Below are 20,763 nucleotides of genomic sequence, written 5' to 3' on the forward strand. Positions count from 1 at the left end.
CACCACGCGCTGTCAGGATAGGCAATAAACCCTCGCCTAGATCCGCCTTCACTTCTGATTTGTTCGGAGAGGAGGAACCTCAAAGCCGCGTTCCTCTTCGGCTTTTGCTTGTCGACGGAGAGCTTGTCCAACTTGTCGGAAATTTCTTCCAACTGCATTCCGATATGCGACAAACTTTCTTCCTACCACCCCGTATAATAGGGACCACCAAAACTGCTAGGGTGGTGTCAATCGAGTATGGAGAAGAGGAATGCGGCTGGCCGCGCAGTGGATTGGACTCGGGAAGCTTTTGCAGAATGGAGACTCGCGGGATGGGGGCTCCTTCAGAGAAACAAGTGGATGCAGGCGTGGACGGTGAAGAAATGGGGGATGCTGCTTGCGGTTATGGCTTTTTTGCTCGGACGAGCTGCGATTCTCGATCAGCTGGCGCCTTTTGCGCTCGCGTACTTTGCCGTCATCTATTACTTGCGCAAGGATCTGGTTGTCTGGGTCGGGATCGGAACGGCAGCTGGCTGCCTGTTCTCTCCGGTCGCACATCCGGTAGGCCTGTTTGGTGAACTGGCCGTCTTTCTCCTTCTGCAAAAGGCAATGGAAAAATTTGAACGAATCGAGCTGTCCTATGTGCCCGTTCTGGTAGGGAGCTCGATCCTGCTCGTTCAGTTGTTTTTGGCATTGGTTGGGCCTGTCGAGGGCTGGTTCCCGATGGTCATGGCGGGAATCGATGCGGCGCTCGGACTGATCCTCTCTCTGATTTTCGTACAGGCGATTCCGATCTTTGCCCCTGCTCGCAAATCCTATCACTTGAAAAATGAGGAGATCATCTGCCTCATCATCCTGCTCGCCTCTGTCATGACCGGCACGGTAGGCTGGGCCGCGGGTCCGGTGACCGTAGAGCATGTGCTGTCGCGCTATCTGGTTCTCCTGTTCGCGCTGGTCGGCGGAGCGCCGCTCGGGGCCTCCGTCGGCGTGGTGGCGGGAATGATCCTGAGCCTCGCTGATCCCAATGCGGTGTATCAGATCAGCCTGCTCGCTTTCTCCGGCATGCTGGCCGGACTGATGAAGGAGGGCGGGCGCGTTCCTGTCGCACTCGGCATGCTGCTCGGCTCCTCCATCCTCTCGTTCTATATCGGGGATCAGGCCGCCGTGCTGAATTCCACCTGGGAATCGCTTCTCTCCGTCACTCTCTTTTTCCTGACCGGGCGGACACTGATCCATACTCTATCCCGCTATGTGCCGGGAACCCAGGAAAATCTCAAGTCGCATTATGAATATGCGAAACGGGTGCGGGATATTACCGCTAGCCGGGTCGAGCAGTTCTCGGAGGTGTTCCGCCAACTGTCGCGCAGCTTCACGCAGCTGGCGGCAGACGGAACCGGCGGTGAACGCAGGAAGGCCGAGCAGGAGCATTTCATGGATGCGGTGGCCCAGAAAACCTGCGCGAGCTGCTTCCGGCAGAAGATGTGCTGGAACGAAAAGTTCTACGACACCTATGCCGTGATGACGGAGATGATGACCTCCATCGAAGGGGAAGGCAAGAGCAAGCGGGAGAAGAGAGACATTCGCCCGGAATGGCGGACGGCCTGCAAGAAGCCCGAGCAGGTGCTGGCCGTGATGAGGGAGCAGTACAGCCTGTACCGGAACGACCAGCACTGGCGGCGGCAGATCATTGAGAGCCGACAGCTCGTGGCGGACCAACTGGTGGGCGTCTCGCAGGTGATGGAGGACCTGGCGCGTGAAATCAAGCGAGAGGGGCAGCAGCTCTATCTGCAGGAGGAGCAGATCCGCTCCGCTCTGGAGCAGCTTGGCTTATCGGTCCATAGCATCGATGTCATCAATCTGGAGGAGGGCAATGTCGAGATCGAGATCGTGCACCAATATACGCGCGGCTTCGATGAATGCCGCAAGATCATCGCCCCGATGTTATCGGACATCCTGGGCGAGACGATCACGGTGACCCGGGAGCAGCCGACGGATCGCGGCCCGAGCTACAGCCTCGTCACCTTCGGCTCGGCGAAGGAATTCGAGGTGTGGACCGGAGTGGCGGGTGCGGCCAAGGGCGGCGATCTGCTGTCGGGCGACAGCTTCACCGCCGTGGAGCTCGGCAACGGCAAGTTCGCGGTCGCGCTCAGCGATGGCATGGGCAACGGAGAGCGGGCGCGGCAGGAGAGCAGCACGGCGCTGACGATTCTCCAGCAGCTGCTGCAGTCGGGGATGGACGAGAAGCTGGCGATCAAGTCGGTCAATTCCGTCTTGATGCTGCGCTCGCCGGAGGAGATCTATGCCACTGTGGACATGGCAATCATCGACCTGTACAGCGCCGAGACGACGTTCATGAAGATCGGCTCGACGCCGAGCTTCATCAAGCGGGCGGGCGAGGTCATTCCGATCACGGCGAGCAATCTCCCCGTGGGCATCCTGAGCGAGATCGAGGTCGATCTGGTCAGCGTCCAGCTCCTCCCGGGCGACACGCTGATCATGATGACCGACGGCATCTTCGATGCGCCCGGCTACGCCGTGAACAAGGAGCTGTGGCTGAAGCGCGTCATCCAGGAGATTCGCGCCGACGACCCGCAGGAGTTCGCCGACTGCCTCCTGGAGCGGGTCGTCCGCCACCAGGAGGGCGACATCCACGACGACATGACCGTCATCGTCGCCAAGGTGAACCGCTACCAGCCGGAGTGGGCCACCTTCCGCTGGCCCGGCGTCAGCCGGATGGAACGGCCGAAGGTGGTGAGTTAGCGGGCTCTGCGAGGAGAGAGCAGCCGGGAGCTGCTCTTTTTTATGCCAATTGGATTAATAGGGGAAACGCTCGTATTCACACAAAATACATATTATAGAATTTTAACCATTTTAATGGCAAAAACGTTTAACTAGTAACCAGACCATTCAACCGTACGAGCATTCCTTAACTCTGGAATCTGGAATTGCTATGGAGGTGAGCCCTCTCTTCATTGCTGCCTGAAAGGGATCAAACCAGCTGTTCAATTTACTAGTTTAGGAGGATTTCATTATGAAGATGAAAAGTATCGCCAGTTTTCTCTTGGCCCTTGTAATGGTAAGCACAATCAGCGTATCGAGCGCAGTAGCCGAGTCAAATGCCGTTCCGGTTTCGGGAGAGAAGCTTGCCAGCCGAACGGTGGACGATCATGGGGCTTCTCTCACTTGGCAAAAAGGAACCTCCGGGGAAACTCTGGCGAGAGTCAAGATTGGCAAAAATGAAGCGGACTATTCGTACAATAATCAAAAGAACCGGGTATCCAAGAAGACTGGTGAGCAAACCGTCTCCTATGTCTATGATTCGGACTCCCGTTTGATTTCAGAAACGAGAAATGCGGACGTGTTTACCTACTTGCAGGAGAACGCCGATTTCGCAGGGTTTATTTTCCGAGATGCAACCTATGCCTATGTAAAAGACGATGACCGAAACGTAGTTGCCCTTAAAGATGCTTCCGGGCAGGAAGTGGCGAAGTATGCATACAGCCCCGATGGAACTACCTCCATTCTTGGCAAGGACGAACTTGGGAATTGGGTAGACAAAAGCCAGGACGAAACGTTTATCGGTACTCTGAATCTGATTCGGTTGCACTCGTTTTATTATGACTGTTACTGCTAACCCATAATGTCCGGCAATTGACGGCGTAAGTTGTCCTGCTGGTGACGGACAAGCTGTCCGCGCGAGATTAAAAGAAAGGGAGAATCATGATAATTCTCCCTGGATGACGCGCTTGACCATATGGTCGTCGACGATCCGATGTTGATTCTGCGCTCCGTACAACAAACAGTGTGTACATACCTTGTTGATAAGCCGTGCGGCACCACTCGAGAAGCGGTAAATGTCATCGATTGCACTGTCCGAGAAGATGTCATGCTCCGCACCGGCGAACGCCATGTGACGACGAATGTAATCGCCGGTCTGGGCGCGATCGTAATGCGGCAGCTTGCACTGCAGGTCGATGCGCTGGCGAATGGCCGCATACGCCTGAAGATTGAGTCGATCCCACAGCTCACTCTGGCCTACGAGAATGAGTGCCATGGGGCTTTGCGCGTCCATCTTGAAATTGAGCAGGAAGCGTACTTCTTCCAGCATTTCGCGGTCGAGCAAATGCGCTTCGTCGACGACGACAACCGGTTGCAGCCGATGAATGCCGCGCATGAGCTCGATCTCGCGATGCAACTGACGTTTGGCGTCACCGCGGTAGAATTTCGACTCGCAGCCGAGCTGCTCCAAGAGTCCCTTGTAGAAGTGCCGTGGCGTCAGCTTGGAGTCCGACAAGTAAAGCACCTTGTACTTCGCCGGGTCGAGTGCTTCCGTGAACCGCCGAATCGTCGTCGTCTTGCCTGTGCCGCAGTCGCCAGTGATGACCGCGAACCACTGGCGCTGGGCAGCGTACTCGAGACGCCCGAGCGTTTCCTCAAGGATGACCGACTCATACAGCTCACTTGTCGGTACGTCCCGAGAGAATGGCGAACGGCCAAGGCTGTAGAAGGACTCAAACATGGCCGTCCTCCTTGTTCACCCGGCGGTAAGCTACAGCCGGAGCTTGCTGTGCCTTACGATCCCGGCTGCGTTCTTCTGCTGCCGTGAGCAGCCTTGATGCATCTGCCGGTAATGGACCCAGATGCTCCGGCAGCGGAGGCCGTTTGCCTGCCCGTTCGCCGATGACGAGTTCTCGGACGCGCCGTGGCGCATGTCCTTCGTACTCCATGATGAGCTCCGTAATGTCCGCCGGGTCGAACACCACATCCACCGTGCAGCCTATGAATGGCAAGCCAACCTCGTATTTGCGATCCATGAAGCTGATGCAGCCGGACTTGTCTACCTTGCGCGTCTCGCAGTGCAGGAAGGCATGGGCGAGCTCGTCCGGATCCACGAACCGGAGAGGCTTCTTGTCGCTGCGGTAGGCCGTTTCCGGGCTGCGCTTATTCTCCAGCGCGGAATGCGGTTTGTTCTGGTAACACTCCGACAGCCACACCGTAAACAGCTCATTCAGCCGTTCCAGTGTATTCGGTTTCTCCAGCGCTGACTCACTCAAGAACGCATCAACCACACGATTGAAACGCTCGACCTTGCCCGTGGCTTCCGGTGAGTAAGGCTTTGCAAACAAAAGCCGGATGCCAAGCTTGGAACACGCACGCGTCATCCATTTGGTTCGGTATTGCTTCCCATTGTCGAAGTACACGGACTCGGGGACGCCGAACTTCTGAATGGCTTGGCGGAAGCAGTCCTCTACGATGGTCTTGTCCATGACCGGGTAGAACTCACCGTGCAAGACAAACCGTGTCGCATCGTCGACAAACGTCACCAGGAACACTTGCTTCATGGCACCATTCGGACCGATGGGCAAGTACGGACCGTACTTGATGTCTGAGTGCCACAGACGATTGCGGTGCCGCTGTTGGAACCGCCTTGCAGCAACACCGGATTCCGTATACATGCGCATGTGACGTGTGCTGTAGCCGCGCTCCGCCAGTCTCTCTTGCAGCGTACTGCGCTTGATCTCCCCGGGCCTGATGCGACCTTCCCATTCGAGGATCTGAATGAGCTGCGCGACGCTTCGACTGGGCACCTCACGGCGCAGCAGGATCGCCTGCTCCAGCACTTCTGTCGGGATGGTTGTCTCTGACGGCTGGCGACCTTTGCTCTTGGGTTTTAGACCACCGAACCCGTCTTGGCAGTACTTCGCCAGATACCGGCGCAGCGTCCGCTCGGAGAGTCCCGTCTGTTCACAAATCCGTTCCTTGATTTCTCTAGCCTTGGCCGGGTCGAGCCCTTCTGCCAGCAGCGGAGACAGCAGTTGGACGCGCTCCGACGCGATGGCCTCGGCTTTCTTCTGATCTTTCATCTATTCTGCACCTCGCTTGGTAGACTTCGAGATGAGTCTACCGCAGAGCAAGGGTGGACAAGAATGCAGAACGGGTATGTACCCACAAATTTGAATTGACGACGGGGCGGACAATTCGTGCCAGCCAGCCGGGGGCGTCCCCGACGTAGTGTCCGATACAATGATGTGCAGACTGCGAAGGGACGGACAGCTTCTCCACAGGGTTCGGACGAAAGCGAATGGCGATGGATCTTAAGGCACCGAGCAAGTACGCGGACTGCTCTTGAAACCAGTTCTTCCAGCGCTGCAAAGTCGCGTCGTCTGCCGCGACCATGGATAACGCCACCGGCTCTGAAATGACTTGTTCCACACATGCCGATTCGTAACGCTTGTACGGCACCACACAATCCGGGAGTTCATGGTGAATCTTCCGGCACTGTGTACAACGCAGCCGGCGGATGACGAGCAAGCGGCGTTCTCCGTCCTCACTCGCTAGCTTCCGCTTCCGGCTTCCAATAACGCTAAGCTCTTCTCCACAGCAGGGAGAGGGAACCACTTCTGCACATCTAACGAAAAACGCCGGGCGACTTTTCATCCAACTCATACTTTGATACAATGACCATGTTGTTTGGGGGATGCATCCCGTGAGCCTGTTGCTGCAGGCCCACATCCATGGGAGGCATCCTTTTCCTTTTCTGGCGTGCCCAGCAAAGCACGCATCTTCTAGCCGGTGAAAGACCGGTCGCGGGAGGGGCCAAGCCCCCGCGTAGCTAGGGTGCCTGCGCATGGCGAAATCTGTGCGTAGAAGCGCATCGACGAAAGTACCTGTCAGAGACAGGGCGAGCAACAGACCAGGCCGTAACATGAAGTGAATCTTGCCGCGTCGACAAAAAGGCCTCACAAGAGGGAAAAGAGGAAGCCGAGCCTTGCAGAATTGGGCGAAGGCCATGGAAGCTGTTAGGACCTTGGAGCGACAGCGAAGAATCCTCCGGCGTAAAGGGAGCGGCATGGACTGAAAGAGGATGCAGTGAACTGGGGAGACCCTCCCCTGCACGAAGTTTTTTTTCGTAACGAGATGCTCTATAAGCCAAAAGGCGAAATGAGCCATCAGCAGGAAGGGAGTCCGAGGGGCTCATACTACCGAGGAGCGCAGGACAACACAACCTGCGGGAGGGAAGGAGCCCTGCTTTGTTCAAGCTTTTGGAGGAGGTACGAGTCAGTGAATGCCAAACGGCTAACGACACCAAAGGAAAACGTTCAACAACTCCGAGAAAAGCTAGGTCATGCGGCCAAGACAAGCAAGAGCAGAAGATTCCATGCGCTGTACGACAAGGTAAGTCGGGAGGATGTGCTGTGGGAAGCATGGCGATGTGTACGAGGCAACAAAGGAGCGGCAGGCGTGGATGGCGAGACGCTCGCGGATATCGAGAAGAAGGGTGAAGCCTTGTTCATCGAGGAATGCCGGGAACGATTGATACAGAAGCGGTACCGCCCCCAACCCGTACGACGCCACTATATCCCGAAGAAGGATGGACGAAAGCGTCCGCTGGGCATCCCGACGATTCAAGACCGCGTTGTACAGATGGCAGTAAAACTGGTGATCGAACCGATCTACGAAGCGGATTTTCAAGAAAGTTCCTTCGGCTTCCGCCCGAAGCGCAGTGCGAAAGGGGCGCTGGAGCGAATCCGGAAAGCATGCAACCGCAAAGGCAATTGGGTGGTCGATGTGGACATCCAAGGGTACTTCGACAACATCAACCAAGAGAAGCTGATGAAGCTGGTAGAAATGCGAATCAGCGACAGACGCGTACTCAAGCTAATCCGCCAGTGGCTCGGAGCCGGGGTGCTGGAGGAAGGGAAGGTCAGGAGGAGCGATCTCGGAACGCCACAGGGCGGCGTGATCTCACCTCTGCTTGCCAACATCTATCTGAACTACTTCGACCAGTTGTGGGAGAAGCATGGGAAGACGGTTGGAGAACTGACGCGGTATGCCGACGACTTTGTCGTGGTGTGCAAGACAAGGAAGGATGCCATCCATGCTCATAAGTTGATACAGGCGATCATGGAGCGGCTGGAATTGACGCTGCACCCGGAGAAGACGCGGATCGTGGGGCTGTGGACGGGGGAAGAAGGATTCGACTTCCTCGGCATGCACCACCGGAAGACGAAGGCGGAAACAGGACGAAGCCAAGTGTACTACACGACCCAGCAATGGCTCTGCAAGAAAGCAGAGCAGCATATCCGGGAAGTGGTGAAAGAACGACTGGCGCCGCCAAGCATGCGGCATGTCTCGTTCGAAGAACACGTGAAGTGGCTCAATCCGAAAATCCAAGGCTGGAAGAACTACTATGCGACCCCATACAGCAGCAGATGGATGGCCAAGCTAGATTGGTATATCCGACAACGGCTAACGAAATGGTATGCAAAGAAGCGTCAGCGAAATCGCTGGCGCAGCTCCGGCACCGAAGTGAGGTTTCACTGCCAACTGCATGGACTCAAGACACTCGTGTAAGTTGCATGCCCATGAATGACGAACATCGGAAAGCCGTATGAGGGAAAACCTCACGTACGGTTTGATGAGGAGGGGCTGAAGAAAAAAAACTCAGCCCTTCACTCTAGTGATACGGTCATTATATTCAGCAACTCTCGGACAGGCAATCCCACCAGCAATTGGACGTTATCTTTCAGCGGTAACATTATGACGCAGAAACCGGCTGGTATTACAACGGCTATCAATATTACGATTCGATCTCCAATCAATATATCACGGGAATTGAAACCACCGATGCGGCGACGAACCTCAAATTGTTTTCGGCTAAGGGTCAACAAATCTCTCCATTTGTCACCCAGGATATGGTCATCCAGATTACAAATTGGAAGAACACCCTGATGAGTGATGCAAACTTCGGAAAGTCGATCTCGTATTCTTCCGGATGGTATAATAGCTTGTCCGATGTTGAAGTCCTGACCCGACTGCTATACGGAGAAAATACGGTGAACGTCTCTGATCAAAATGCTGTGGCCTGGGTGGTGATCAATCGGAAGAGCAACGGCTCATTCGGAGGAAGCACCTATCGGGGAGTCGCCACCAGCTCCGGCGCGTTCGAGCCTATCACTGGAGGATCAAGCGGAACGACAAATGCCCGTGTTCCCGACAAAAGCTCGGCCAGATGGAGCAATGCGGTGTGGAATGCTTGCACACTTCTCTCCACATCCAGTGCATCCGATTATGCTTCGCTGGTCTCCAAGCCTGCAGGAATCTCCAGCCAATTGTATTTCGTAGGCTTGACCTACTTCCTCTTGCCAGGGAATGGTGCGGATACTTCACCCGCCGGCAGCGGCTTGCGTTACAGCTTTAATGGAGGAAGCAGCTACGTGGCCATCAAGGATGTTGTGATTGTGTTCGATTCCACATCGTCTTTGCAGAATCCGTCCTCCATTGCTACCATAACCAGCAACAGCAACCTGGACACCAACAGTGAGAGAAGCACCCATAATATTTTCTATAACCTAAAATAACCAAGCTCATGTCTTCCACATGGCGGAGGAGAAACGAATATGACAAGAAGCAAAGGGTGGATCCTCCTGTTGACGGCGGTACTCTTGCTGATGGGAGGATGCGCCACGACTACCAAGACTGGGGTCGGGATCACGACGACTGCCGTATCAAGCGAGCTTAAAGCTACCGACCTAGGCGCTGCCGCCGAAGCTGAACTCCCTGCCGGATACACCTTGGCCAAAATCCGAACCGCTCTGGAGGACTACATCAATCTGCGGTTATGGTTATACCCGGATCGAACGGAAGGCAAAGGAACTAACGAGTTTGAGCCCTATATCGGACAGGATCTTGAATTTGAGCTCAGGCTCTATACCGGTTCTGACGGACAGAAACGGATTTATGCACATGCGGATAAGGGAAAGAGTCTGGTGACGTTCACTCTGATGGACGGAATCGTTTATGCCAATGGCAAGGTAACCGAGGAGGAGAGCGGAGCGGATTGGCCGGGCCAGGACTTCCAGGCAAAGGGTACCCTCACCCAGCACATATCCGAACCGCATAAACCGGATTATGGCTCCACTCCGCACAAGGATAAAATGATCGCCGCAGCAAAGGAATATGCAAAAAGGATATGTGAAGACCTCAATGCCTCGAGTGAGCGGGACCAATGGAATAAAGCAGAGGTGTACATTCAAGACTTCTATGAATATGAAACTGGCACCGCTCTTTGGATAGTGCGGTCCGACGATTATGCCTGGTACAGCCCGTTATCATTTGAAGAGAGCGGAGATACCATCAAGGCCGTTGGAGTAAAGGGGTTTGAAGTAAAGAACATCCACGGCTTAGCTGCAGATCAACTCGAACGGTTCATGTTCGACCGGGCGGTTAGCGATTCGATCACGCACTATAGGTGCAGCGAGGGGAAGCTTAAGGAGATGACGAACCCGTAAAAGGAAAGCTCTGCCGCTAGGCAAAATAGGTGGTTGCTGCGGGTCGGCGGGATGGCATCAAAGAAAAGATAGAGAGCGAATCAAGCAGGGAAGGGCCCTTTGCTTGGTTCGCTCCTTTTTGTGGTCGTTCGCTGTCTTCATTAACAGAAGCTTCGAAGGAGGAGGGGCCAGCTCCTTTACTCCATGCTATCCTTCTTGTCGTTTGCCTTTTTGATTATGGTGACAATGAGCGAGATGAGCAGGGCGACAGCGGAGACAAGAAAGAGAATGAGCGCCGAGTTGTCGTTCGTCTCTGTCCCGGTGGCTGGGGTCGTACGTCCAAAGAGACGATAGGCGGCTATCGCAAGAACGACGGAAAATACGATTGCGAGGATCGCAGAAACGGTGGTTTTCCTGCCATGAGCCTTTGGAGGCAGATAGGCATCAGCTGCTATCGTTCGAATCAGGTAGATCCCCATGCAGGCTGTAATGATGACCAAACTATTTGCTGGATAGGGAAGCCAGTGAATTCCCGACCCGTAGAGGCCGGAATCTAGAAAAAGAGCATAGAACATCAGCATGAACATTTGATTGCCAATGCTATTACGCCTTTCTTTTTGACGTTCATCCAGTCCGTTATTCTTGCTCTTCATGCTCATCATCCTCCCAAAAAAGTTGGTCAAGGGTTTTACCCAGAGCCTGACAAATGGAAATGCATAGGTTGATTGAGGGGTTATAGTCGCCTTTTTCAATGGCGTTTATGGTTTGGCGGGCAACTCCGACTGCATCTGCAAGGTCTTTTTGCGTCATGTCCTTTGCCGCTCGTGCAGCTTTTATTCGTAAATTCTTTCCGATCGTTACCACCTCCTATATAAAAAGTACCATAACCCAGTCACTATGTCAATTATATAAGACATAAATGTGTGTATATAAGACATTGTCCTTGCGCTAATTCGACGTTGGGTCGATTGTAAATCCATGGTGGAGACCGGTTACATAGATCAAGGCAACCAGGGAGTATGTTACTTTCGACGGATCGTATGAACCATCAGGCACCCATTTACCAGGTTATGTCATGAGATTTCTGTCCTTATCTGGTACACTAGTCCTGCTGGAAATAGACGGATCACGTATCGTACATCCAGACATTACACCAAAGGAGTTTGTCCTCTTTGAAAAAGCTGCTTTTGACTTGCATCGCCTTCATCCTTATATCGGCGGTCTGGGTAACGCCCGCTCTTGCCGGGTTTAAGGATGTGGATGGTAACCGCCAGTATAATTGGGCCAAGCCGTCCATTGACGAAATGAGCCGGCGCGGCATTCTGAACGGATTTCCCGACGGGACCTTTCGGCCCGGTCAACCTGTTACCAAAGCGCAATTTACGGTGATGGTATACCGCCTCTTCCCGCTGCTTCGCAACCCCGAGCCCGCAACCATTCCTGGGGTGCCGAAGAACCATTGGGCCAGCAAGGAATTCGCCGAGCTGTACAGCACCACTTGGCCGATCTATGCGGCGGATGTCCAAGATTTCTGGAACGAAAGCTATACCTATAAACCGGAGAAGAACATGACCCGTTGGGAAGTGCTCATGACGCTGGACGCTCTATTCAGCAAGATCGAGGGTCCCTTAGAGCCGGAGGATTCGGCCTTGGCGAAGGAACTGGCCAAGGTGAAGGACATTCCACAACGGGAGTTTCTCTCCTACGAGAGCTTCGAAAAAAGCGGCTTACCCCTTTCCTTGATGTCGCCTAAGCTCGCCTTGATCCGTGAGAAGGGGGAGGTTTGGTGGGCCAGCGATCTAGACTATGTGAAAGCTAGTGCCCTCTACCGCTTCAGCAAGCTCGGAATTATTACGCCGGATGCCAAGGGATACTTCTACCCGGATCGGTCCGTAACGCGGGCGGAGATCGTCACCATTCTGAACCGGATGCTGATGGCAGCCGGTGAAGACTATGCTTACGTGAAGCCAACAGAGCCGGAAGAACCGATGTCTTATCAGACATTGGACGCCGGCGGAGAAACGGGGTTCGGCGCCAACCTCTTCAACGGTGGTCCGGACACCAATATTGTTCTGGCCCCTGCACCCGAATGGAGCACGAATCCGGGCCAGGTTGTGACGAAGGCAGCCATTCGGATTGAGGCGCGTCAGGTCATGGACATCTATATAACGATCAATGGGCAGACCGTGAAATACACGTACGAGCAATTCGCAAATAACGCTCAGGTCGAATTTGATGTAACGGGCGTAAAGAGCTTCCACGTCCGAGGAGAAGCGCGCTACCCCGAGCGAATGACGGAAGAAACTGATAATGAAGTGATGATTTACGTGAAGGATGCGAACGCACCTTGGTTTGAATGGGATGAATGAAAGGAAGAGCGGCCGAAGGGCTGCTTTTTTTTGGTGGGAGAGGATGAAGGAATAGGAATAGGGGATAACATATAATTTCGATCATGTGGTAAAGTAGTGGAAAATGAATCGGTGAGCCATCACATTGAAGTGAGCTTGATCCTGCTTTTGCTCTTCATGAATTTGCTCGCATTTTATGGCGCACCGCGTTTGTTATTCCTGGGAACCTCTGTTGCATCGGGAATGTTGATCCTCTATAAGTTTGGTGTTACTTATCAGATCAAGGATGATAAATTAAGCAAGTGGGTTTACAAGATGAGATGGTTTGAGATCGAAATAAGCGAGATTGAACTCATTGAGTTTTATCGTTATCGTGAAATGGGGACAATCCGAATTGCCAGCCGTGATGAGGATGAATACCGCTTATTGTTAAAGAACAGAGAAGTGATAAGGATCCCGCATTCCTATATGAACAAGAAGAAAACGGTTGGAGAATACCTGTGCAAGCGCTATAAGCGGAAGAAGAAAGAAACCAAGATCGTGGTCAATTTTTTGGGGAATCCTCGAAATGAAAGTGATGACAAGTAACAATTCATCGCTGTGATTAGACAGGAGAATGAGGTTGTTACGTGAATGGGGAAGGAGTGGCCGAGAGGCTGCTCTTTTTTTGCTGAAAGGATTTGAGGGTTTTGTCTCTGGATTGTCAGATGTATAATAATGGAATACGATTCAAGGGGGCAAATCCGTTGTTTCTTTACCTTGAGCTTGCAGAATGGGAAGTCATTATGAGTCAAGAACAATCGGATTATCGAGGCATCCCCATCCTAAAAACCGAATTCACACTAGCGTTTATCCAACCCTATTTAAATCAATTTGGTGTCAGAGGCACAAACACGCTGGCTGTTTTGGAGAAGGTTCCTTGGAAAGAAGGACAATGGTGGCCAAGGATATTATACTTCCCTAAAGGGTTTGATGAGGATGTGGAAACCCTGGGGAAAACGATCCCGTATGAAAGCTTTTTTTATGTGTATTATCGAACGTTTCATTGCTTTGATTGCGGTCTAGATCTCGATGCTTTCTGTTTTGATCGGGACGCCTATGTCTTTCATGATGCAGAATTAGAAGCAGCTCATCAAACCTTGAGATTCAAGAACGAATGTCCAAGGTGCAAAGGAGATATGAGAAGTCCGGGTCTTATCGAAATCATTAAGACTACTGCGCTGGGTTCATGTCTACCCACTTTGAAGAGCCTCCGGTAATGTTATAGATCAACCAGGGAGAATTCGTATCGGATGTCAACTGGACAAGGGTATACACTTCATAGCGGGGAGCATCGATCGGTAAGGCATCTCGCGGTTTTTCCTTCCAATCCCCTTGATACTCAACCAGAAACGTTCGGTAGTCCCAATAAGGCACACGTTCATCCATTTGATACTGTCCTTCGGTGCTTTCGGTCTTATCCCACATGCGAAGGTTGGTTTTACTCCTCAACAAGCTTTCTGGAACAGGGCCTCTTCGGTAATTCGGATTCTCTTGTCCACCCATAAGGAGCTCGGCAGCTTTATCGAATTTTTTCTCATTGGACAGTTGAGTAAAACGATTAATCACAGATGCATCTGGTCGAGAAGGGTCAACTGGGACAAGGTCACTTGTTAATGCTGAAAAGTATGGCATCAACCAATCCGATATGCTTTTGTCGGGGGTAAACCAAACCGATTCGCCCCCTGTTCCCGTGATGTTCTCGTACAATCCACGCGATCCTTTAAACTTGAAATAACAAGTCGAATAAGAGGTCCCTTCCCGAAACGTCACCCGGTAATCAGGATCGAACATACTCGTTTTCTCATCGACCTGTTCTTTTTGAATCGAGATGGACTTTGCCTCCTCTATCCACTTTTGAATTTCTTCAGGCTTCCGCAGATAGGTTTGTCGTTTCTCATGACCGGAGGCGATTTGAATATTGCCCGATTTAGCAAGGGAGTTGCGATACTGCTGTTGTTCAGATAGGCAAATACGCACCCTCGATATAGAAAACGCCGTTTGTCGATGACTGGTCCAAGCTGGGCTTTTCAAGCACATTTCTATGGATAAGCTCTTCCGTTACATATCCAGCAACGTTATGGACAAAGCACGAGACCCATTGATTGATTTGACTGTCCAGGCGTTTTGGAACAAAAGACTTGAAGCTCTTGTGGATGCTCAGAATCAAATCCGTAATTAGCTTGGTGATGGTCTCATCCTCTAATCGGAACAGTCCAGAAAATTCCGTAAACTGCTCTTGTAAAAAGCAAGCAAAGTTCAGCTTGTAGGTGTCGCCCGACTTTATGATTAGATTAGTTTGCAGAAGCCGAATGACGTCATCTTCGGACAGCAATCCGTCGGGAATCCAACCATTTGTACATTTTGGCGGAAGTTTATGCGCGTCTGCAGCAAGCCGTCGTGTTCCTTCGTTATCATATAGGTCAGTAAAATACTTGACGGTATGATAGTAGTAGATCAATCCCTTTTCGGCGTCTGTAACATTGCAACCGCTAGCGTATTCACTGCTTCTGTCGCGTTCATCTTGAGATTCCTCGACGATCGGAGCAAATTCTTTTTCCAAACGCTCTTTGTCTCCAAGTCGCAGAACAATAAAATTCGTCCCATATTTGCTACCGGTTTGTTCCATTGCATCCCCGTAAAGCAGATGAGGAAGCGCATCCTCGATGTACATCGTCGGAAGACCCGTTTTCAGGCTAATTTCTTCGATCGTAAGCGGTTTCATAAGCCGCCTCACAAATGGCGCGCGCGACCTGATTGTTCAGATAAGCACTTGCGTTCATGGAGCCGTTGCATGCGGTCGTTTCCCAGTTTATTCTAGTATAAACCTTATCCATTCGATTGCCTCCAATCCGTTCTCTGATTTTATTTCGGCTGACGTTCAGCCTCCATTTTACGGTGCTTTCGGGCAGAGAATATTTGTCGGAAAGACGCTTTACCGGCATTTCCCCGATATAATAGTCCACTAGAATGTTTTTATATTCGGAGGAAAGGGTGTGCAGAGAGTTAAACACCCTCTCGTATTCATCGGTGATGGTCAGCGCGTCAACAACACCATAATCAACCTCAATGGCAAACAGTTGGTCAGCGGAGCACACTTCGGCACGTGTCTTCTGGGCTTGGGCTTTACACCATCGTGCATATCGGTTATGAGCGATTCGCCAAACCCATGCTTCAAGCGATTCAATCTTGTATTTGGCTATACCGTCAAGGATGTGCACCATTATTTCGCTTGCAAGATCTTCCGCTTCATAACGGGAATGAATTCGTTTCAAACAAAAGAGATAGACGGGCTCGATAAATTTTACAATGGTGAACCGACAAAAGAAGATGGATTCTGAGCCAAGTAACTAATACGAAGGGAGACACACTCGTAATGGTAAGGTTAGAGAAAATAACACGCGACAATTATAGAGAATGTCTGGATTTAAAGGTGAAAGAAGATCAACATAATTTTGTTTCACCCAACGTGCTTTCGCTGGCAAAAGCATATGTTTATTATGATAAAGTGATGCCATTTGCCATTTATGCGGATCACCTAATGGTGGGATTTATCATGCTTCGATTTAATGAAGAATACAACCATTATTTCATATGGCAATTTATGATCGATGAGAGGTATCAATCGAAAGGATACGGGAGCAAAGCGCTTGGATTAGCAATTGAGTGGGTCAAAAAAGAAAGCGACTGCAGTGAAATTGTAACCACGTACATAGTCGGCAATGAAAATGTTAGGGAGCTCTATCTAAAACACGGGTTTCAGCAAATGGGTGAAATGGCGGATGACGAAATCGATATGGTTTTATCGATATAACCATCATGGATCCTGCAATTATGGAGTTGGCAGAAAATCGGATGAAATCGAGTAGGCCATTGTTGGAGGAGGATCGTACTACATGGATGTAATATTTCCATTAGAAGCGTCTGTATTATCATCACATGCACTTGGTACCTATATGACAGGACAATATTTCCCTGGCGCCACGCTAACATGTCGGTTGTTTTATAGAAGCTTGCATGATACATACAAGGTAGTAACAGACCATAAAGAGTATTTCTTTAAGGTATACCGTCAAGGGATAAGAAGCAGGGAAGAAATTCAAACCGAGATTGATTTGCTTCATCATCTTAAATCATCAGGTATTGAAACCGTAATCCCGGTTGCAAAATGGGACGGAACGTACATTTCAGATTTCCATACGGGAAATGGAATGAGGTACGGCGTTTTATACACCTCAGTCGGGAAATACGAGTTTACTCACCTAGAGGAAACGGTTGAAGTTAACGAAAGATTAGGCAAGTATATTGCTTCTATACATCGTGCTTGGGATGATTTCGAGTTTGGTATTAATCGATGGAGGTTAGACGCCCATTCATTTATCGATCGTTCTATGAACGCGATAAGAGAGTTTTCTACTGTTCATGAATTTGACGTCCATTTTTTAGAGGAAGTCGCAAAGGGTGTAAAAAAGAAGCTAGAAAGTCTAAGTACCGAAAGACCGCAATATGGTGTGTGCCATGGCGATATTTATAGTGGAAATATACGAGTCGATGATAACCATCAGCCTATCCTGATTGATTTTGATTTTTGTGGGATTGGATGGAGGGCCTATGATATCTCCATGTACGCTTTCCCGTTTGGCATGGGAAGTGATGTAACCAAATTGAAGGAGAGGGAGCAGCGTAAGAATCAATTTCTTAATGGATATAACAAGGTGAGAGCAATGAGCGGCAATGAAGTTGATTCGATTGCCCTTTTTATTCCGTTCAGGAGAATCTTTAATATAGGCACTCTATATATTTCTTATTTCCCAACTACTTGGGGAGATTATGCCGTCCTAAGAAATGTTGATGATGATATTGCTTTGCTGAAAAAATGGTTGGAAATAAACCCTGTACTTTAAGAGGAACCATCGGCAAGTTAGTAATCATCGAAGGGACACAATTGATCACCCGCTTAGGTACTTTTGACGTTGATGATCTTCTTTTAAATACATTAGGAGCGTTCATTGGATTTGGGCTGACAAGGGTTTTAGTAAAGACACTTCAGAAGAGATAATCGAATGGCAGGTTACCGGAATCAGATCACATCATTTGCAGGGCGGTGCAGGGATGTCAGACAATTGGAATACATACTTTACTTTCCTGGATGAAAAGCCAGCTTCCTTCTTGTTGGATATGGAGCCTTGGGCAGATGGTGCAAATGAGGGGCTCGTCCATTTGTTCCGGCTGAGCGTCACATTAAATGAACCGAACGCGGATGGACTTACCTGTGAAAAAGAAGCAGCTGTTTTGTATGAGATTGAGGATTCTATCCTGGATTCCTTGGATCATCATTATCTGTATGTCGGACGGATCACCGCGCATGGCAAGAGAGATTTCTTTTACTATACGGATTCTGCAGATGGAAGGGAATTGGAGAGTCTTGCCGAGACACTCGTCAAAACATATAAGTACAGCCTTACCCGTATTGAGGAACAGGAGCCAAGATCCTTCTATCATGAGGTTCTCTACCCCGATACAACCGATCGGCATCGAATGGCGAACAGACAGTTGGTAGATAAATTAATCGAGCTTGGAGACAATCTAGAAAGATCCCGACCTGTGAATCACTGGATTTATTTCAGCTCGGAGGAGTCCTGTGGTCTCTTCAAAGAGAAGGTTCAAAAAGCCGGATTTCACATTGAAGATCAGGTTGCCCAAGAAGATAAGTACTCGTTAAGAATTTCTAGAAATGATTTCGTTCAACTGGATTTCATCAATGAAGTAACGGACTTCTTGATAGGTGCGGCGGAAGAATTTCATGGTGATTATGATGGCTGGGAAACGAAGGTCATCAAAGGACCGGAAGGGTTAGCGAGTAAGCTGAAGGGGCTTTTTAAGCCAAAGAAATAGCCGAAATCGGGTAGGAAGGAGGAACCATGAAGCCAAAAGGGAAAATCATCTTTTTGAATGGAACTTCAAGCTCGGGGAAAACGACTCTTTCCTTGAACCTAAAAGAACTGCTAGATGAACCGTATGTGCACTATTCCGTAGATAAGTTCGACGCGGGGATATTCGGAATGTTTTATTCAACTTTTTCGTCAGAGCTTGATGGAACCAAGGTACCACTAGATTTCAACGAAGGAAAGCGCCTCATGAGAAACCCAATGACGGACTTTTATCATCAGACGATAAGTGTTCTTTCAGACTTGGGGATCAACCTTATTGTGGATCATATCTTCGGCAATAAGCAGTGGAGAGAGCAATGCGTCAGGTTGCTTCGCGATAAGCCCGTATTCTTTATTAAAGTTTCTTGCAACCTGGAGGAGCTGGAGAGAAGGGAACGGGATAGAAAGGACCGCACGCTCGGTAAGGCGAAAGGTCAGATCAATAGCATCCATGAGGATTGCATCTATGAGGATTGCATCTATGATCTCGTCGTACATACAGATCAACACACGTCTCAAGAGTGCGCGCTCCAGATCAAAAGCTATATGGAACGGACAGATTCAGGCCATGCTTGTAAAGAAATGATGGAGATCATTCAACATACAGGAGGATGAACTATGCTTCAATCGATTGTACATATTGCTTTGGTCGTGGAGGATTATGATGAGGCCATTGAGTTCTATACGAAGAAGCTCCATTTCACTTTGGTGGAGGACACTTATCAGCCCGAGCAGGACAAGCGGTGGGTGGTTGTGGCTCCCCCGGGATCGGTCGGGACGACCATCCTATTGGCTCGCGCCAGCAAACCGGAGCAAGAGCCTTTCATCGGGAACCAGTCGGGCGGGCGCGTTTTCCTTTTTCTCAATACGGATGATTTCTGGCGGGACTATCACGACATGGTGGCGAAAGGCATCGAATTTGTTCGAGAGCCGAAGGAACAACCCTACGGGATGGTCGCTGTCTTCAAGGACTTGTATGGGAACCAGTGGGACCTGCTTCAACTGAATGAGGACCACCCGATCGCGTTAAGAACGAAGTAATTCGCTGTATCCTTAGATGTTCGAGCCGATAGGCTAAGCATCTTACAAGAAGATCTCTATGAATAGGACTAGACGAGAGAGAGGAATGACCATGCAGGAATCGGACGTTATCCTAGAGCAGCTTAATCGCAGCTATCCCCTCAAGTTCGATGACATCGTCTTTCAGCGCGAGGGGGGCTGCCGTTCTTATGTCGTGTTCAGCGGGACCGAGAGGTATTTTCTAAAGGTGGTCTCGCCTGTTTTTCAAGATACGGTGAAACAGTCGCTTGATATTCTGATCTATCTTGCTCAGCACGACCTTTCGGTGCCGCCGGTCCTTCATTGTAATAACGGCTTGCCGTACCTGGAATCGAACGAGTCTGATGAAAGCCGACTCTTTGTCTTGTTTGGCTATGTGGACGGAAGAGAACCGGAAGCGGGCGAGGGTTTAGAGGAGATCGGCAGTTTAGTCGGGAGGCTTCATGATGCTATGGGAGGTTACCCCGGGAAGCTGACGGAGCGCGATAAGCCCTTTTTCATTGACCGCTACCTGAACATTTTGTTGCAAAAGAAGTACCCGGATTCCAAGCTGGCCAGATTCCGCGAATACGGCGATGAGCTGTGGGAGAAGGTGAAGGGCCTGCCTCGTGGGTATTCTCACGGAGATCTGCATCGGGGGAATTTGCTGCGTACGCTCAAGGGAAACGATGTTCTTCTTGATTTCGATACTTCATGCTGGGCCTATCCTAGCTTTGACATCGCGACGTTTTGCGACGAAACCGACTATTTCCAGTTTGACCCGGAAGGCTATAAAAGAACGACAGAGGCCTTGGAGCGGTTTCTCCGTGGCTATTCGAAGCAGCGAAGCCTCACGGACGCCGAGCTCCGCTCGTTTCCGGACTGGATTGCCATCCGGCATTATCAGCTTCAGGCGACCATTATCGAATTGTTCGGTCTGGACTGTGTGGATGAGGCTTTCCTGGATGGGCAGCTCGATTGGCTGATGAGATGGAGAGAGCAGTGTGGTTCTTGTTAATCGGAAGACGTTCGACACCCGTGTGCCAGAGAGCATGCGGGTTTTTTTTCTTTGAAGTGATGCCAAAGTCATCCAGTATTATGCTATATTTGAGCATATGGTCCCAGATTATAGAAGAGTGTGTAAGAAAATGTCGCTAA

22 protein-coding genes and 1 pseudogene are annotated in these 20,763 nt (G+C 50.6%); 15 read left to right on the forward strand and 8 right to left on the reverse strand.

The features are described 5' to 3' along the window. Positions 1-237 precede the first annotated feature (237 nt). Together spoIIE and BN2684_RS01880 are read left to right on the forward strand one after the other, a co-directional pair. A complete protein-coding gene (gene spoIIE, locus BN2684_RS01875) occupies positions 238-2,739 on the forward strand; it encodes a stage II sporulation protein E (RefSeq protein ID WP_058300470.1) in 2,502 nt (833 codons plus the stop codon). Between the two features lie 271 nt (positions 2,740-3,010). After that, positions 3,011-3,613, forward strand: a complete 603-nt coding sequence (locus tag BN2684_RS01880) for a hypothetical protein (protein ID WP_058300471.1) — start codon at positions 3,011-3,013, stop codon at positions 3,611-3,613. 84 nt (positions 3,614-3,697) lie between these two features. Here the strand turns inward: BN2684_RS01880 and BN2684_RS01885 are convergent, their stop codons facing one another. Genes BN2684_RS01885 through BN2684_RS25215 form a run of 3 tightly spaced genes read right to left on the reverse strand, consistent with a single transcriptional unit; the run spans position 3,698 to position 6,930 of the window. After that, on the reverse strand, positions 3,698-4,498 hold the full coding sequence (locus BN2684_RS01885) for an ExeA family protein (RefSeq protein WP_058300472.1): 801 nt from the start codon (positions 4,496-4,498) through the stop codon (positions 3,698-3,700). Then, positions 4,491-5,843, reverse strand: a complete 1,353-nt coding sequence (locus BN2684_RS01890; RefSeq protein WP_058300473.1) for a DDE-type integrase/transposase/recombinase — start codon at positions 5,841-5,843, stop codon at positions 4,491-4,493. The genes BN2684_RS01885 and BN2684_RS01890 overlap by 8 nt, the downstream gene beginning before the upstream one ends. 37 nt (positions 5,844-5,880) lie before the next feature. Next, the gene (locus tag BN2684_RS25215; protein WP_316245494.1) at positions 5,881-6,930 is read right to left on the reverse strand and encodes a DUF6431 domain-containing protein; all 1,050 of its coding nucleotides are present in this window, start codon (positions 6,928-6,930) and stop codon (positions 5,881-5,883) included. 111 nt (positions 6,931-7,041) lie between these two features. Between BN2684_RS25215 and ltrA the strand changes: the two genes are divergently transcribed. The 3 genes from ltrA (at position 7,042) to BN2684_RS01915 (ending at position 10,271) form a co-directional block, all read left to right on the forward strand. Next, positions 7,042-8,334, forward strand: coding sequence for a group II intron reverse transcriptase/maturase (ltrA, locus tag BN2684_RS01900; RefSeq protein ID WP_058300475.1), 1,293 nt, complete (start codon positions 7,042-7,044; stop codon positions 8,332-8,334). A gap of 377 nt (positions 8,335-8,711) precedes the next feature. Further along, positions 8,712-9,341: a cell wall hydrolase gene (locus BN2684_RS01910; protein WP_058300477.1), complete on the forward strand. Its 630-nt coding sequence runs from the start codon at positions 8,712-8,714 to the stop codon at positions 9,339-9,341. Positions 9,342-9,380: 39 nt separating this feature from the next. Next, positions 9,381-10,271, forward strand: a complete 891-nt coding sequence (locus BN2684_RS01915) for a hypothetical protein (protein WP_058300478.1) — start codon at positions 9,381-9,383, stop codon at positions 10,269-10,271. Between the two features lie 176 nt (positions 10,272-10,447). On the opposite strand, the gene BN2684_RS01920 is transcribed toward BN2684_RS01915, so the two are convergent. After that, on the reverse strand, positions 10,448-10,903 hold the full coding sequence (locus BN2684_RS01920; protein WP_058300479.1) for a DUF6773 family protein: 456 nt from the start codon (positions 10,901-10,903) through the stop codon (positions 10,448-10,450). Further along, entirely contained in the window at positions 10,887-11,105 is a 219-nt protein-coding gene (locus BN2684_RS23745; RefSeq protein WP_082651697.1) for a helix-turn-helix transcriptional regulator, read from the reverse strand. The genes BN2684_RS01920 and BN2684_RS23745 overlap by 17 nt, the downstream gene beginning before the upstream one ends. A gap of 317 nt (positions 11,106-11,422) precedes the next feature. Between BN2684_RS23745 and BN2684_RS01925 the strand changes: the two genes are divergently transcribed. The 3 genes from BN2684_RS01925 to BN2684_RS01935 all read left to right on the forward strand — a co-directional run bounded on the left by BN2684_RS01925 (position 11,423) and on the right by BN2684_RS01935 (position 13,857). Continuing rightward, positions 11,423-12,619: an S-layer homology domain-containing protein gene (locus BN2684_RS01925; protein WP_058300480.1), complete on the forward strand. Its 1,197-nt coding sequence runs from the start codon at positions 11,423-11,425 to the stop codon at positions 12,617-12,619. 96 nt (positions 12,620-12,715) lie between these two features. Beyond that, positions 12,716-13,186 carry a hypothetical protein gene (locus BN2684_RS01930; protein ID WP_058300481.1) on the forward strand — a complete coding sequence of 157 codons (471 nt, stop codon included), beginning with the start codon at positions 12,716-12,718 and terminating at the stop codon, positions 13,184-13,186. Between the two features lie 158 nt (positions 13,187-13,344). Then, entirely contained in the window at positions 13,345-13,857 is a 513-nt protein-coding gene (locus BN2684_RS01935) for a hypothetical protein (protein ID WP_058300482.1), read from the forward strand. On the opposite strand, the gene BN2684_RS24390 is transcribed toward BN2684_RS01935, so the two are convergent. The 3 genes from BN2684_RS24390 to BN2684_RS01945 are packed head-to-tail and all read right to left on the reverse strand — an operon-like array spanning position 13,811 to position 15,969. Then, positions 13,811-14,677, reverse strand: coding sequence for a hypothetical protein (locus tag BN2684_RS24390; protein ID WP_159065747.1), 867 nt, complete (start codon positions 14,675-14,677; stop codon positions 13,811-13,813). The two genes, BN2684_RS01935 and BN2684_RS24390, sit on opposite strands and share 47 nt — an antisense overlap. Next, positions 14,598-15,362: a hypothetical protein gene (locus tag BN2684_RS01940; RefSeq protein WP_058300483.1), complete on the reverse strand. Its 765-nt coding sequence runs from the start codon at positions 15,360-15,362 to the stop codon at positions 14,598-14,600. The genes BN2684_RS24390 and BN2684_RS01940 overlap by 80 nt, the downstream gene beginning before the upstream one ends. Beyond that, the gene (locus tag BN2684_RS01945; RefSeq protein WP_082651687.1) at positions 15,334-15,969 is read right to left on the reverse strand and encodes a sigma-70 family RNA polymerase sigma factor; all 636 of its coding nucleotides are present in this window, start codon (positions 15,967-15,969) and stop codon (positions 15,334-15,336) included. The genes BN2684_RS01940 and BN2684_RS01945 overlap by 29 nt, the downstream gene beginning before the upstream one ends. 44 nt (positions 15,970-16,013) lie before the next feature. On the opposite strand from BN2684_RS01945, the gene BN2684_RS01950 reads away from it, so the two are divergent. From BN2684_RS01950 to BN2684_RS23755, 7 genes and pseudogenes are all read left to right on the forward strand, one after another. Next, the gene (locus tag BN2684_RS01950) at positions 16,014-16,451 is read left to right on the forward strand and encodes a GNAT family N-acetyltransferase (RefSeq protein WP_058300485.1); all 438 of its coding nucleotides are present in this window, start codon (positions 16,014-16,016) and stop codon (positions 16,449-16,451) included. A gap of 82 nt (positions 16,452-16,533) precedes the next feature. After that, positions 16,534-17,541, forward strand: a complete 1,008-nt coding sequence (locus BN2684_RS01955; RefSeq protein ID WP_058300486.1) for a phosphotransferase enzyme family protein — start codon at positions 16,534-16,536, stop codon at positions 17,539-17,541. Between the two features lie 26 nt (positions 17,542-17,567). Continuing rightward, positions 17,568-17,666: pseudogene (locus tag BN2684_RS25305) on the forward strand (VanZ family protein); the annotation flags it as partial. Between the two features lie 83 nt (positions 17,667-17,749). Beyond that, the gene (locus BN2684_RS01960; protein WP_058300487.1) at positions 17,750-18,532 is read left to right on the forward strand and encodes a DUF695 domain-containing protein; all 783 of its coding nucleotides are present in this window, start codon (positions 17,750-17,752) and stop codon (positions 18,530-18,532) included. Between the two features lie 26 nt (positions 18,533-18,558). Then, a complete protein-coding gene (locus tag BN2684_RS01965; RefSeq protein WP_058300488.1) occupies positions 18,559-19,182 on the forward strand; it encodes a phosphotransferase-like protein in 624 nt (207 codons plus the stop codon). Positions 19,183-19,185: 3 nt separating this feature from the next. Next, positions 19,186-19,608 carry a VOC family protein gene (locus BN2684_RS01970; protein ID WP_058300489.1) on the forward strand — a complete coding sequence of 141 codons (423 nt, stop codon included), beginning with the start codon at positions 19,186-19,188 and terminating at the stop codon, positions 19,606-19,608. Between the two features lie 91 nt (positions 19,609-19,699). Continuing rightward, on the forward strand, positions 19,700-20,623 hold the full coding sequence (locus tag BN2684_RS23755) for a phosphotransferase enzyme family protein (RefSeq protein WP_082651689.1): 924 nt from the start codon (positions 19,700-19,702) through the stop codon (positions 20,621-20,623). Positions 20,624-20,763: the final 140 nt, after the last annotated feature.

The organism is Gorillibacterium timonense, from assembly GCF_001457415.1.
In the GTDB taxonomy this organism is placed as follows: Bacteria; Bacillota; Bacilli; order Paenibacillales; family NBRC-103111; genus Gorillibacterium; species Gorillibacterium timonense.

Bases quoted from the DNA above. Each gene is read 5' to 3' on its own strand.
- BN2684_RS01885 (WP_058300472.1), bottom strand. From the start codon at position 4,498: ATGTTTGAGTCCTTCTACAGCCTTGGCCGTTCGCCATTCTCTCGGGAC.
- BN2684_RS01880 (WP_058300471.1), top strand. From the start codon at position 3,011: ATGAAGATGAAAAGTATCGCCAGTTTTCTCTTGGCCCTTGTAATGGTA.
- BN2684_RS01910 (WP_058300477.1), top strand. From the start codon at position 8,712: ATGAGTGATGCAAACTTCGGAAAGTCGATCTCGTATTCTTCCGGATGG.
- BN2684_RS01950 (WP_058300485.1), top strand. From the start codon at position 16,014: ATGGTAAGGTTAGAGAAAATAACACGCGACAATTATAGAGAATGTCTG.
- BN2684_RS01965 (WP_058300488.1), top strand. From the start codon at position 18,559: ATGAAGCCAAAAGGGAAAATCATCTTTTTGAATGGAACTTCAAGCTCG.
- BN2684_RS01960 (WP_058300487.1), top strand. From the start codon at position 17,750: ATGTCAGACAATTGGAATACATACTTTACTTTCCTGGATGAAAAGCCA.
- BN2684_RS25215 (WP_316245494.1), bottom strand. From the start codon at position 6,930: ATGGCTCATTTCGCCTTTTGGCTTATAGAGCATCTCGTTACGAAAAAA.
- BN2684_RS01970 (WP_058300489.1), top strand. From the start codon at position 19,186: ATGCTTCAATCGATTGTACATATTGCTTTGGTCGTGGAGGATTATGAT.
- BN2684_RS23755 (WP_082651689.1), top strand. From the start codon at position 19,700: ATGCAGGAATCGGACGTTATCCTAGAGCAGCTTAATCGCAGCTATCCC.
- BN2684_RS01890 (WP_058300473.1), bottom strand. From the start codon at position 5,843: ATGAAAGATCAGAAGAAAGCCGAGGCCATCGCGTCGGAGCGCGTCCAA.
- BN2684_RS01915 (WP_058300478.1), top strand. From the start codon at position 9,381: ATGACAAGAAGCAAAGGGTGGATCCTCCTGTTGACGGCGGTACTCTTG.
- spoIIE (WP_058300470.1), top strand. From the start codon at position 238: ATGGAGAAGAGGAATGCGGCTGGCCGCGCAGTGGATTGGACTCGGGAA.
- BN2684_RS01955 (WP_058300486.1), top strand. From the start codon at position 16,534: ATGGATGTAATATTTCCATTAGAAGCGTCTGTATTATCATCACATGCA.
- BN2684_RS24390 (WP_159065747.1), bottom strand. From the start codon at position 14,677: ATGTGCTTGAAAAGCCCAGCTTGGACCAGTCATCGACAAACGGCGTTT.
- BN2684_RS01940 (WP_058300483.1), bottom strand. From the start codon at position 15,362: ATGAAACCGCTTACGATCGAAGAAATTAGCCTGAAAACGGGTCTTCCG.
- BN2684_RS01920 (WP_058300479.1), bottom strand. From the start codon at position 10,903: ATGAAGAGCAAGAATAACGGACTGGATGAACGTCAAAAAGAAAGGCGT.